Consider the following 12658-nt stretch of genomic DNA (forward strand, 5'->3'; position numbering starts at 1 on the left):
CAGCCCCCAGGGGCCGGGGTCGAAGGGGCAGCGCCCCTTCAAGGACGGGAAGGGTAAGGGCGGCGGGGGCGAAACCACCCCCACGCCCCCACCGCCGCCCAACCCCGGCACCCCGCCCCCACCGGCGGTACGCTGACCAGGCACATCCGCACACACGCACGTACCGCACCCACCCGCCCCAGAAGGGACACCCCATGCCGCTGGAAGCCGGCCTCCTGGAGATCCTCGCCTGCCCGGCCTGCCACGCCCCTCTCAAGGAGCAGGACGCCGAGCTGATCTGCACCGGCCAGGGCTGCGGCCTGGCGTACCCCGTCCGGGACGGCATCCCCGTCCTGCTCGTGGACGAGGCCCGCCGCCCCGCGTAACGGGACGCCACGGCACCGGCGCAAGGGCGGCTGAACGTCCGGTCACCGTCCGGGACCAAGCCGCCCCCGCCGTACAGACGTCCGCTCCCGCTTTCGCGCCCTTCGCGACGTCGCCCCGCCGCGGCCCTCGGCGTACGGGCTCCAGCCACCGGCACGGAGACGCCCACCGACCGACGCCGCGACCAGGACGCCCGGAACCAACGCCCGCCCGGCCACCGAGCCCCCCACCCGGCGTCCCTCCCCACGACCGAGCAAGCCCCCCGACGCACACCCCCGCGCACGACCCCCGCCCTCCAAAAGAAGACCCGGCTATCGGAGGCTGCCGCCCATGCTCGACGAATCGTTGCTGGACACGCCGGAGGCGCTCGCCGAGGCCGACCGCCGCGCCCTGCTGCGCGGCGCGGCCGAAGCCGGCGCCCGTGTCCGCACCGCCGCCCGGCACGCAGCCGAGGCAGGCATCAACGACCTCAAACCCGACGGCCGCCCCCGCGCGATCCTCATCGCGGGCCCCGGCGCCGCCGCCATCTGCGTCGCCGACCTGCTCGGCACGCTCGCCGGCGCCACCAGCCCCGTCACCCGGCTGGCTCCGGCCGGCGTCGCCCCCGCCGCCGGCGCCCTGCGCTGGGAGCTGCCCGGCTGGTCCGGCTCCGTGGACCTGCTGCTGATCACCACCCCCGACGGCACCGAGCCGGGCCTGTCGCTCCTCGCCGAACAGGCGTACCGCCGCGGCCTCACGGTCGTCGCCGTGGCCCCCGCAGGCTCCCCGCTCACCGAAGCCGTGCACAACAACCACGGCCTGTTCGTGCCGATGGCGACCGCCCCGTACGAGGAGGAAGAGGAAGAGGTCCCCGCAGCCTCTGCCCCCGGCGTCCTGTGGGCCCTGCTCACCCCGCTGCTGGCGCTCCTCGACCGCACGGGCATGCTCACCGCTCCGCCCGACGCCGTGGAGAAGGTCGCCGACCGCCTCGACCACATCGCCGAACGCTGCGGGCCCGCCATCGCGACCTACAGCAACCCCGCCAAGACGCTGGCCGCGGAACTCGCCGACTCGCTCCCGTTGATCTGGACCGAGGGCGTCTCCGCCGGCCCGGCGGGCCGCCGCTTCGCCGCCGCGCTCGCCGAGCTCTCCGGCCACCCCGCAGTGGTCGCCGAACTGCCCGAGGCGCTCGCCGCGCACAGCGCCCTGCTCGCCGGCAGGCTCGCTGCGAGCGCCGACCCCGACGACTTCTTCCGCGATCGCGTGGAGGAGACACCGGCCCTGCACGCGCGCGTGGTCCTGCTGCGCGACCGTCCGATCGGTGGCCTCACCGCCGCTCCTGCCGCGCGCGACCTGGCCCTGAGCCATGACACGCCGATCAGCGAGCTGGAGCCGGAGGCAGGCGGCGAGTTGGAGACCCTCGCGGAACTGATCGCCATCACGGATTTCGCCGCCGTTTACCTGGCGCTCGCTTCGGGAGCCTGATCTGTCCCAGGGGGCCCTGGCAGCCGCGCGCCGCAGGAACCGGCGGGCGTACACAAGGCGAACAGGCGACCACCACGAAGAGAACCCGCCTACCCGCAGAGAGCAGGCAGACAACCGCATGGACCGCCTCGACAACACCGTCCGCCCCTACGCCTGGGGTTCCACCACCGCGATCCCGAAGCTCCTGGGGACCGAGCCGACCGGCGAACCGCAGGCGGAGATGTGGATGGGCGCACACCCGGGCGCGCCCTCGCGCACCGAGCGCGGCACGCTGGTCGAGGTCATCGAGGCCGACCCGGAGCGCGAGCTGGGCGCCGCGGCGGTGGCGAAGTTCGGCCCCCGCCTGCCCTTCCTCCTCAAGATCCTCGCCGCCGGAGCCCCGCTCTCCCTCCAGGTGCACCCCAACCTGGAGCAGGCGAAGGAGGGTTACGAGGACGAGGAGCGCCGGGGCATCCCGATCGACGCCGGTCACCGCAACTACAAGGACGCCAACCACAAGCCCGAACTGATCTGCGCGCTCACCGAGTTCGACGGCCTGTGCGGCTTCCGCGACCCCGTCGAGGCAGCCGACGCGCTGGACGGCCTCGGCGTCGACTCCCTCAAGCCGTACGTCGACCTGCTGCACGCCCACCCCGAGGACGCGGCCCTGCGCGAGGTGCTCACCGCGATCCTCAGCGCCGACCCGCAAGAGATGGCCCGCACCGTCGCCGAAGCCGCGGCCGCCTGCTCCCGCCTCGGCGGCGCGTACGCCCCGTACGCCGACATCGCGCACCACTTCCCCGGCGACGCCGGCGTCATCGCCGCCATGCTTCTCAACCACGTCCGCCTGCAGCCCGGCGAGGCCCTGTTCCTCGGCGCCGGCATCCCGCACGCCTACCTCAGCGGCCTGGGCGTCGAGATCATGGCCAACTCCGACAACGTCCTGCGCTGCGGCCTGACCCCCAAGCACGTCGACGTCCCCGAACTCCTGCGCGTCGTCCGCTTCGAGGCCGGTGACGCGGGCGTACTGCGCCCGGAGGCGTCCCCGGACGGCGAGGAGGTCTACGAGACCCCGATCGACGAGTTCCGGCTCTCCCGGTACGTCCTCCCGGAGGGCACCGTCGCCCACGACCTCACGCGCGCGACCCCGCAGATCCTGCTCTGCACGGCGGGTTCGGTCCGCATCGGCGAGCACGAGCTGACGCCCGGCCGGTCCGTCTTCGTACCGGCGAGCGAAAAGGCCGAAGTGTCCGGTGCCGGTACGGTCTTCCGCGCCACGGTCGTCGCCTGACCGAGGGCATTCGAAGACCCGGCGCGCCGTTGTCGGACCGGGCTGCAACAATGGCCCACCGGCAAAGGACGGGCAAAGCCGAACGAGGGTCGCACGCCCCCTCGGCGACGCCCTGAACGGCGTACGGACGTACAGGCATACGCGTGTACAGGCATCAGGATGTACAGGCGTACGAAGACGAAGGCGAAGGGACAACGCGACACATGAGCGCGTCAGGCGGTACCAAGGCGATCGTGGCGGCACTCGCCGCCAACCTCGCGATCGCGGCAGCGAAGTTCGTCGCGTTCGCGTTCAGCGGCTCGTCGTCGATGCTCGCCGAAGGCGTGCACTCGCTCGCCGACTCCGGCAACCAGGCCCTGCTGCTGGTCGGCGGCAAGAAGGCCAAGCGCGAGGCCACCCCGCAGCACCCCTTCGGCTACGGCCGCGAGCGCTACATCTACGCCTTCCTCGTCTCGATCATCCTGTTCTCCGTCGGTGGCATGTTCGCCCTCTACGAGGGCTACGAGAAGATCAAGCACCCGCACGACATCGAGCACTGGTACTGGCCGGTCGGCGTTCTCGTCTTCGCGATCATCGCCGAGAGCTTCTCCTTCCGTACGGCCATCAAGGAGTCCAACGTCCTGCGGGGCAGGAAGTCCTGGAAGGAGTTCGTCCGCCACGCCAAGGCTCCCGAACTTCCCGTCGTCCTCCTGGAGGACCTCGGCGCGCTGGTCGGCCTGATCCTCGCCCTGGGCGGCGTCGGCCTGGCCCTGCTGACCGGCGACAGCGTCTGGGACGGTATCGGCACCGTCTGCATCGGCGTCCTGCTCGTCCTGATCGCGGTCGTCCTGGCCATCGAGACCAAGTCGCTGCTGCTCGGTGAGGCCGCGGGCGCCGAGGACGAGCACAAGATCGAGGCCGCCATCGTCGACGGCGACGTGGTCACCCGCGTCATCCACATGCGCACGCTCCACCTCGGCCCCGAGGAACTCCTGGTCGCCGCCAAGATCGCTGTCCCGCGGGGGGACACGGGCGCCGAGATCGCCTCCGCCATCGACGCCGCCGAGGCCCGCATCCGCGAGGCGGTCCCGATCGCCCGCGTGATCTACCTCGAGCCCGACATCTACAGCGAGGCCGAAGCGGCCAAGGGCGCCGACCGCGAGGCAGCGCCGGGCGGCCCGACACCACACGACGCCGGTCACTGACGTTCCGCAGGGGACTGCCCGTTACGGCCATGGGGCCCGCCGAGTGACTCGGCGGGCCCCATGTGGTTTCGTCCGCGGCCGCGGACTCAGACCACCGCCCACGGCGGCGGGGGCGGGGTCATGGCCCGCGCCTTCCGTCGTACGACCACGGCGGCGATCCCGAGACCGACCGCGACCAGCACCAGCAGCACCCCGAGCAGCATCGCCGTTCCGAGGGCGGTCGGCACGGTGTAGTCCTCGAGCACGCGCCCCCGGATGGCGGACCCCGGAAGCGTCCCGCCCTGGTCGTCGAGGAATGCCCGCGAGTCACGGGAGTTCGCACGGTGATCGCCCAGGAGGAACAGCCGCCCCTCGGGGACCCGCACGTCGTAGGAGGCCTCGGCGAAGCCAATGCTGGCCTCCGGGCTCTTCAGATACGGCTCGTGCAGTGGCTTTCCGTTGACGGAGACGCGTGTGTCCGCGCCTGTCCCCGTGCAGCACGTCACGCGGTCGCCGCCGACGCCGATGACCCGCGCCATCACCAACGCGTCGAAGCCGTACCGGTCCGGCGCCGAGAACACCACGACATCTCCGCGCCGCACCTCGCTCCCGTCGCCCCGCTCGTAGAAGATCCGGTCGCCCGGTCCGTACGTCGGCGACATGCTCTCGCTCGAAATGACCGAGCCGCCGAAGGCATGCTGCGCGTAGGCGAAGCCGCCCAGCCCCAACAGCACCCCCACCAGCCCCACTACGACGGCTGCGATTCCCAGCCTTCGCCCTCTGCCTGACATCGTGCCCCTCCCCATGCGGACCATCCGCGGTCACAGAGCGTAGCGCCCGCCTGTGACAGGGCTGGGCGGGCCCGCGCCCTCGCTGCGGACGCGGACCCGGTCGCGCGGCTACCCGACCTCGCGCAACACCTCCAGGACAGCCGATTCGTCCGTCGCAGCCAGCAGCCGCTCCCGGAACCCGGCGTCCATCAGCTTCCGCGACAGCAGCGACAGAATCCGCAGATGCTCGTCGCCCGCGGCCGCCTCCGGTACGGCGATCATGAACACCAGCCTTGCCTTCGTACCGTCCAGCGACTCCCACTCGACGCCCTGCACGGACCGCGCGAAACCGACGGCCGGCGCGGTCACCGCATCGGTCTTGGCATGCGGAATCGCGATCTCCTCACCGAGTCCGGTCGTGCCCTGCGCCTCGCGCCGCAGCGCGGTCGCCACCAGCTCGTCCACGTCCGTGACCTTGCCGGTCCCCGCCAGCAGCTCAGCCATCTCCCGGATCGCCGACTCCTTGTCGGCGGCGTCGAGCTGCAGCTTCACGGTCTGCTCGGTGAGGTGGCCGGAGAGGACCTCGGCAGGGGCATCGTCGGCTGCGGTCTCGTCCGCGGCACCTGTGGACGTTGCCCGCGACCCCGCTGGCGATGTACTCGAGCCGGTCGCCGCCGCCTCACGTACGGCAGCCTGAGCCACGACGGCAGCGGCGCCGGCGCCCGGCACTCCGGCACCCGCACCGACCAGCGCGGGTTCAAGCCCGGCCGTGCCCGTGCCCGTACCCGTGTACGTACCCGTGCCGACGAGAGCCTCCCCGCGCCTCCTGCGCTCACTGACGTCCACCAGGGCAACCGTCGTCAGCGCGGTGACGACCGTGCCGATCACCACGGCCACGAAGAACATCGGCACGCCACTCACCGCGCCCAGCACCGCCACGATCGGCCCGCCGTGCGGCACCGCGTCCTGCACGCCGGCGACTCCGGCGACGGCACCGGCGACGGCGCCGCCGACCATGTTGGCCGGGATGACCTGCGCCGGCCGTGCCGCGGCGAACGGGATTGCGCCCTCGGAGATGCCGAAGCAGCCCATGAACAGCGAGGCGAGCCCCGTTTCCCGCTCCTGCTCGGTGTAGAGCCGCTTGCGAATCAGCGTGGCCAGGCCCTGACCCAACGGCATGACCGGGATCGCGGCCGCGCACATGCCCATGACCGTCTGGTTGCCGGTCGCGATGAGCCCGGCGCCGAACAGGAACGCCGTCTTGTTGACCGGCCCGCCCATGTCGAACGCGATCATCAGCCCGAGAATCGCGCCGAGCAGGATCGCGCTCGTGCCGGTCATCCCGCTGAGCCAGTCGGTCAGGTTCTCGAACACCCAGGAGATCGGCTTGCCGATGACATAGATGAAGAACAGCCCGAGCGCCGTCGTCGCCACGATCGGGATCACGATGATCGGCATGATCGGCTGCGCGAACTTCGGAACCTTGACCTTCTTGATCCACAGCACCAGATACCCGGCGAGGAACCCGGTCACGATCGCCCCGATGAACCCGGCGCCCGCCTTGGAGTCGTACAACTCCCCGGTGTTGGCGATCCAGCCACCGATCATGCCCGGCACGAGCGCGGGGCGGTCCCCGATGGCATACGCGATGTAACCGGACAGGATCGGCACCATCAGCGTGAAGCCGATGACGCCGATGTTGTTCACGTCCATCCAGAAGGAGTCCTTCGGGATGACCAGGCCGCCCGACGGGTCGGTGTGCCCGCCGAGCGAAAGCGAGATCGCGATCAGCAGCCCGCCGACCACGACGAACGGGATCATGTAACTGACCCCGTTCATCAGCGCCTTGTAGCCGACGCTGCGCTCCTTGCCACCGCCGGCCCCCGAGGCCCCGGTGACCGCCCCGGCCTCGTGCACGGGCGCCGACAGCACCTGCTCGATCAGCCGCTCGGGGTGGCGTATGCCCTCGGCCACCCCGACCGTGAGGACCCGCTTGCCCGCGAAACGGCTCAGGTCCACGTCCTTGTCCGCGGCGACGATGACGCCGTCCGCGGTGTTGACATCGTTGTCATCGAGGACGTTTTCAGCCCCGATGGATCCCTGGGTCTCCACCTTCATGTCGATACCGCGGCTCTCGGCAGCCTGCGCGAGCTTTTCCGCCGCCATGTACGTGTGCGCGATGCCGGTCGGGCATGCGGTCACCGCGAGCAGCTTCAACCGCTTCTGCTCGCCGCTTCCGCCGCCCGTGGGGGGAGGGCCGGCCGGACTGGTCACGTCGATCTCCTAACGCCTTTGTTCGAGCGGACCGCCGTCCCGGACGCCCCGCAAGATCGATCAGTTGTTCAGATCTCCTGGGCATCCTGCACCACCTGGCCGCAGCCTCAAAGGGGCGAAAGTCGCTGTTCGCCCCGGTTTGCCGCCTCATGCGAGCGGTTCGTTGGTGTCCTGTTATCGCTCCCGCACAGCACCCCCGCCCCCGCCCCACCCCCGCCCCCACCGCAGACCGTGAACTCGCCGCCGCCCTCCCGCCCCCGGGGCGCCTCGATGGCGCGATCTGTACGGAGCCGGACGAGACGGCCGAGAACGCCCAGGCCTCCCCGCTGTGGCTCCCGGGCGTCCCGGTGTAGCTTGGGACAGAGCCAGACGTCGCTGCTGATGGCGGTCGGGCGGTCCCGACACGGACCGGCCGAGGGAGAGAGGGCCTCCGACGGACTGCGCTGCGCGTACGCGGGCATGCCTGTGTCCTCTTCGGGCACCCCGGTGTCCGCCGCCGTGCAGACCAGCCGTACCCACCCTCGACCCAACCCCGAGGAGCAGCTCGTAATGACGACTGTCGAGAACCGACAGGACTTCAAGGTCGCCGACCTCTCCCTGGCCGACTTCGGCCGCAAGGAGATCACCCTCGCCGAGCACGAGATGCCCGGCCTGATGGCGATCCGCAAGGAGTACGCCGAGGCGCAGCCCCTGGCCGGCGCCCGCGTCACCGGCTCCCTGCACATGACCGTGCAGACCGCCGTCCTCATCGAGACCCTGGTCGCCCTCGGCGCCGAGGTCCGCTGGGCGTCCTGCAACATCTTCTCCACCCAGGACCACGCCGCCGCCGCGATTGCCGTCGGCCCGAACGGCACGCCCGACAACCCCCAGGGCATCCCGGTCTTCGCCTGGAAGGGCGAGACCCTGGAGGAGTACTGGTGGTGCACGGAGCAGGCGCTGACCTGGCCGAACACCCCCACCGGCGGCCCGAACATGATCCTGGACGACGGCGGTGACGCCACCCTCCTCGTCCACAAGGGCGTCGAGTACGAGAAGGACGGCAAGGTCCCCTCAGTCGACACCGCCGACTCCGACGAGCACCGCGTCGTCCTCGAGCTCCTGCACCGCACCATCACTGACGGCTCGCAGAAGTGGACCCAGCTGTCCTCCGAGATCCGCGGCGTGACCGAGGAGACCACGACCGGTGTCCACCGCCTGTACGAGATGCAGCGCGACGGCGTCCTCCTGTTCCCGGCGATCAACGTGAACGACGCCGTCACCAAGTCGAAGTTCGACAACAAGTACGGCTGCCGCCACTCCCTGATCGACGGCATCAACCGCGCCACCGACGTCCTGATCGGCGGCAAGACCGCGGTCGTCTGCGGCTACGGCGACGTGGGCAAGGGCTGCGCGGAGTCCCTGCGCGGACAGGGCGCCCGCGTGATCATCACCGAGATCGACCCGATCTGTGCCCTGCAGGCGGCGATGGACGGCTACCAGGTCACGACCCTCGACGAGGTCGTCGACAAGGCCGACATCTTCATCACCACGACCGGCAACAAGGACATCATCATGGCCTCGGACATGGCCAAGATGAAGCACCAGGCGATCGTCGGCAACATCGGCCACTTCGACAACGAGATCGACATGGCCGGCCTCGCCAAGACCCCGGGCATCGTCAAGGACGAGGTCAAGCCGCAGGTCCACACCTGGACCTACCCCGACGGCAAGGTGCTGATCGTCCTCTCCGAGGGCCGCCTGCTGAACCTGGGCAACGCCACCGGTCACCCGTCCTTCGTGATGTCCAACTCCTTCGCGGACCAGACGCTGGCCCAGATCGAGCTGTTCACCAAGCCGGACGCCTACCCGATCGGTGTGTACACGCTGCCCAAGCACCTGGACGAGAAGGTCGCCCGCCTGCACCTGGACTCGCTCGGCGTGAAGCTGACCCAGCTCCGCCCCGAGCAGGCCGCGTACATCGGCGTCGAGGTCGAGGGCCCCTACAAGTCGGACCACTACCGCTACTGAGCCGAGCCGCCGCTGAGCCGCTGCCGAACCGGGTTGCTGCTCAGCCGGCGACGCGCTCCGTCGCAGCAGATCCTCCGAGGCAGGCCCCCGCACCCCCGTGCCGGGGGCCTGCCCCTTTGGCCCGTGCGGCCCTTCAGCCCGCGCGACCCCCGTGGCCCGCGTGGGCGGACCAGCCCGTCAAGACCCAGGACCCCGATGCCCCGCGGCCGTTATTCGCTCCACGATCCGCACGATCACACCCCCCTCGCAGAAGAGCACTTCCACTGCGCCCCCGGCCCGTCCGGCTGGCGCTACGTCTCCCAGCTGACCACCCCCGCGGGCGATCACAGCGGTTCCGTCGATCTCGCCCTGGACGAACTCGGCCGCCCCATCCGTCTCGAACTCCACGCCGGTGGCTGGCAAGTACGCGGTGCCGCCATCGACGGCGTCACCTGGGTCCGTACCGACCCCACCGGGGCTCAGGCCACGGAAGGCAATGTGCGCGCCCATGCCTTCACAGGGACCTCCCCCGCGTTCCTCATCGCCACCACTCGCCTCCTGCGTCTCACCCCCTCCGCCTTGGCAACCCGCGTACGCCTCCTGGCCTTCACGGACCCGGTCCTCGCCCCCCGCACCGTGGACCAGTCCTGGGCCTTGGTGAACAGCGAAACACACGCCACTGACAACGGCCCCCTGACCGTGGACGAATACCAGGTCACAGCCCTGGACACCGGCGAGCAGCACGCCGTACACATCGCGGGCGACGTGGTCCTCGCGGCACCCGGAATCGAGCTGGAGGACCTGAAATCGCCGCCGTCGACGTTCGCTTGAGGGACGGCCCCCTGCCCGTGAGGACCTAGGCCGGCGGGGCGAAGCCTGTGGCGGGCCGGTCGTCCGCAGGAGGGTCCTGCGGCGCCGGCGCCTGCCGCACTGCGTCATCCGACGCCGGGGAACGATCCCCTTCCGCCCCGTACGGGGAAGTCGGAGGCGCCGCAGCGGCGGTCGGCACAACCGGTGGACCGTACGGGCCAGGCCCACCAACCCCAGCCCCCGCACCACTCACAGAGTGCGCACCACCCTCGAACGACCCGTGGCTGAAGGCCCGCCGTGCCTCCCGCGCCTGCCGCTCCTGCAGAACCGCCGCCAGATACGCCGCCGGCGGAACACCCTGCGGCGCCGGAGCTCCCGTACGCGCCGCGAGGTCCGTGGCCAACTGCTCCGCCATGCTCCAGCCGACCTGCGGGTCGAGCTGCTGCATCCGCGTCAGGTACTGGCGAATGGCGAGCCACAGACCATCAGGAACCGCCGACAGATCAAGCTCCGAGAACCGCCCGGCCAGCCACGGCGGAGGCGGCGGAACCAATCCCGTCCGCGCGAGGGGCACCCGCTCCCGCACGACGAGAGTCCCGGCGAAGACATCACCCAGCCGCCGCCCGCGCGCGGACACCAGCGAGGCGATGACAGCGACGACACCGAGCGTCATCAGAATCTCGATCACGCCGATGAGGCCACGCACCAGCGAGTGACGGAACCGGATCGGACCACCGTCGTCCCGTACGACCCTCAAGCCGCACGCCAGCTTCCCGAGCGAGCGCCCATGGCTGAGCGTCTCGACCGCGATCGGCCCGCCGACCAGCAGCAGCACGAACATCGCGATCGACAGCGCGGTCTGCGCCGCCTCGTCCAGGGAAGCGGTGGCAGCCACAACGCCAATGGTGACGACGATGTAGGCGATCACAGCCACGGCCAGGTCAAGCAGCACGGCCAAGGCCCTGCTGGGCAGCTTCGCGGGGCGCAACTCCAGCGCCACCGCCTCACCCGTCACCAGCTCACTCACGCCGTACGTCCTTCCCCTGACCTGCCCTTGGAATGGCCAGTCTGCCAAGCTGAGGGCGCATCGCGCCGCAGTACGACAAGCTGATGCCTACGACGAGTCGCCGACGAACAGCCGGGGAGCAGAAAACCAGATGGACCTCGACGTCTTCGTCACCGCCCACCGGGCCGAGTGGGACCGCCTCGACGCCCTCCTCGGACGCCAGCGCCGTCTCACCGGCGCCGAGGCCGACGAACTCGTCGCGCTCTACCAGCGCACCGCCACCCATCTCTCCCTGATCCAGTCCAGCGCGCCCGACCCGCAGCTGACCGGCCGGCTCAGCCAGCTGGTGGCACGCGCGCGTAGTGCGGTGACAGGCACTCGACGCGCCTCCTGGCGTGACGTCACCCGCTTCCTGACGTACGGCTTCCCGGCCGCCGTCTACCGGTCGCGCCACTGGTGGGTCCCGACGGCGCTGCTGTCCACCCTGGTCGCCGCGCTCCTGGGCTGGTGGATCGGCGCCCATCCCGAAGTACAGGCCACGATCGCCGCCCCGAGCGAACTACGCGAGCTCACCCGCCCCGGTGGCCAGTACGAGACGTACTACTCCAGCCACCCCGCGGCCTCCTTCGCAGCCCAGGTCTGGACGAACAACGCCTGGGCCGCCGCCCTCTGCCTGATCCTCGGCGTCTTCCTCGGCCTCCCGGTCCTCTGGATCCTCTTCCAGAACATGCTCAACCTCGGCGTCGGCTTCGGCCTGATGTCCTCGGCAGGTCGCCTGGACACATTCCTGGGCTTGGTCCTGCCACACGGCCTCCTCGAACTGACAGCGGTCTTCGTCGCCGCCGGCACCGGTCTCCGTCTCGGCTGGACGCTCATCGACCCGGGCCCCCGAACCCGCCGCTCGGCCCTCGCCGAGGAGGGCCGAGCCGCGATAGGCATGGCCATAGGACTCGCCCTGGTCCTCTTCGTCTCCGGCGCCATCGAAGGCTTCGTGACCCCCTCGGGCCTGCCCACCTGGGCCCGCATCAGCATCGGCGTCGCAGCTGAGCTGGCCTTCCTCGCATACGTCTATGTCCTCGGCGGCCGTGCCGCCCGCGCGGGGGAGACGGGCGACGTCGAGGCCGCCGAGCGCAGCGCCGCGGTTCCCACCGCCGCCTGATGTGCGTGCACACCCGCTGAGCTGCTAGTCTCCTCTTCGCCCCACAAGAGCCGTTGACACGGAGCTAGCGGGGAGGTAGATTCGAACAGTTGCCTGGAAGTGGATGCGAGTCCAGCCAGGCAGAGTGACTATCTATCTGCTTCGGTGGAACTTCGATTCCCAAGAAGCCCCTCCCGATGATTCGGAAAAGAGTGGCTGGTCAATCCGGCCCGGAACTTCTGATAAAGTCGGAGTCGCCGGAAAGGGAAACGCGAGAGCGGGAACCTGGAAAGCACCGAGGAAATCGGATCGAGAAAAAGATCTGATAGAGTCGGAAACGCAAGACCGAAGGGAAGCGCCCGGAGGAAAGCCCGAGAGGGTGAGTACAAAGGAAGCGTCCGTTCCTTGAGAACT

Annotated in this window: 10 protein-coding genes; 7 read left to right on the top strand and 3 right to left on the bottom strand. The window is 70.4% G+C overall.

Annotated features, from left to right (window positions below; genetic code table 11):
• Positions 1–194 precede the first annotated feature (194 nt).
• The 4 genes from ACFY5C_RS18500 (at position 195) to ACFY5C_RS18515 (ending at position 4281) form a co-directional block, all read left to right on the top strand.
• On the top strand, positions 195–365 hold the full coding sequence (locus ACFY5C_RS18500; protein WP_086725970.1) for a Trm112 family protein: 171 nt from the start codon (positions 195–197) through the stop codon (positions 363–365).
• 328 nt (positions 366–693) lie between these two features.
• Positions 694–1827 carry an SIS domain-containing protein gene (locus ACFY5C_RS18505; protein ID WP_389445427.1) on the top strand — a complete coding sequence of 378 codons (1134 nt, stop codon included), beginning with the start codon at positions 694–696 and terminating at the stop codon, positions 1825–1827.
• Positions 1828–1945: 118 nt separating this feature from the next.
• Entirely contained in the window at positions 1946–3097 is a 1152-nt protein-coding gene (gene manA / locus ACFY5C_RS18510; protein WP_389445429.1) for a mannose-6-phosphate isomerase, class I, read from the top strand.
• Between the two features lie 203 nt (positions 3098–3300).
• Positions 3301–4281 carry a cation diffusion facilitator family transporter gene (locus tag ACFY5C_RS18515; protein ID WP_389445431.1) on the top strand — a complete coding sequence of 327 codons (981 nt, stop codon included), beginning with the start codon at positions 3301–3303 and terminating at the stop codon, positions 4279–4281.
• Between the two features lie 86 nt (positions 4282–4367).
• Here ACFY5C_RS18515 and lepB read toward each other — a convergent pair whose 3' ends face one another.
• Both lepB and ACFY5C_RS18525 read right to left on the bottom strand, forming a co-directional pair.
• Entirely contained in the window at positions 4368–5051 is a 684-nt protein-coding gene (lepB, locus tag ACFY5C_RS18520) for a signal peptidase I (protein WP_389445433.1), read from the bottom strand.
• A gap of 108 nt (positions 5052–5159) precedes the next feature.
• Positions 5160–7304 (bottom strand): fructose-specific PTS transporter subunit EIIC, encoded by a 2145-nt coding sequence (locus tag ACFY5C_RS18525; RefSeq protein ID WP_389445435.1) that lies wholly within the window; start codon positions 7302–7304, stop codon positions 5160–5162.
• A 549-nt stretch (positions 7305–7853) separates the two neighbouring features.
• Between ACFY5C_RS18525 and ahcY the strand changes: the two genes are divergently transcribed.
• Both ahcY and ACFY5C_RS18535 read left to right on the top strand, forming a co-directional pair.
• Complete coding sequence (gene ahcY / locus ACFY5C_RS18530; RefSeq protein WP_389445437.1) at positions 7854–9311, top strand: adenosylhomocysteinase; 1458 nt, start codon at positions 7854–7856, stop codon at positions 9309–9311.
• A 195-nt stretch (positions 9312–9506) separates the two neighbouring features.
• A complete protein-coding gene (locus tag ACFY5C_RS18535) occupies positions 9507–10121 on the top strand; it encodes a hypothetical protein (protein ID WP_389445439.1) in 615 nt (204 codons plus the stop codon).
• 25 nt (positions 10122–10146) lie between these two features.
• Here ACFY5C_RS18535 and ACFY5C_RS18540 read toward each other — a convergent pair whose 3' ends face one another.
• A complete protein-coding gene (locus ACFY5C_RS18540; RefSeq protein ID WP_389445441.1) occupies positions 10147–11127 on the bottom strand; it encodes an RDD family protein in 981 nt (326 codons plus the stop codon).
• A 130-nt stretch (positions 11128–11257) separates the two neighbouring features.
• Between ACFY5C_RS18540 and ACFY5C_RS18545 the strand changes: the two genes are divergently transcribed.
• Positions 11258–12265 (top strand): stage II sporulation protein M, encoded by a 1008-nt coding sequence (locus tag ACFY5C_RS18545; RefSeq protein ID WP_389445443.1) that lies wholly within the window; start codon positions 11258–11260, stop codon positions 12263–12265.
• Positions 12266–12658 lie beyond the last annotated feature (393 nt).

Origin of the sequence: Streptomyces sp. NPDC012935 (assembly GCF_042900345.1) — a bacterium.
Lineage (GTDB): Bacteria > Actinomycetota > Actinomycetes > Streptomycetales > Streptomycetaceae > Streptomyces.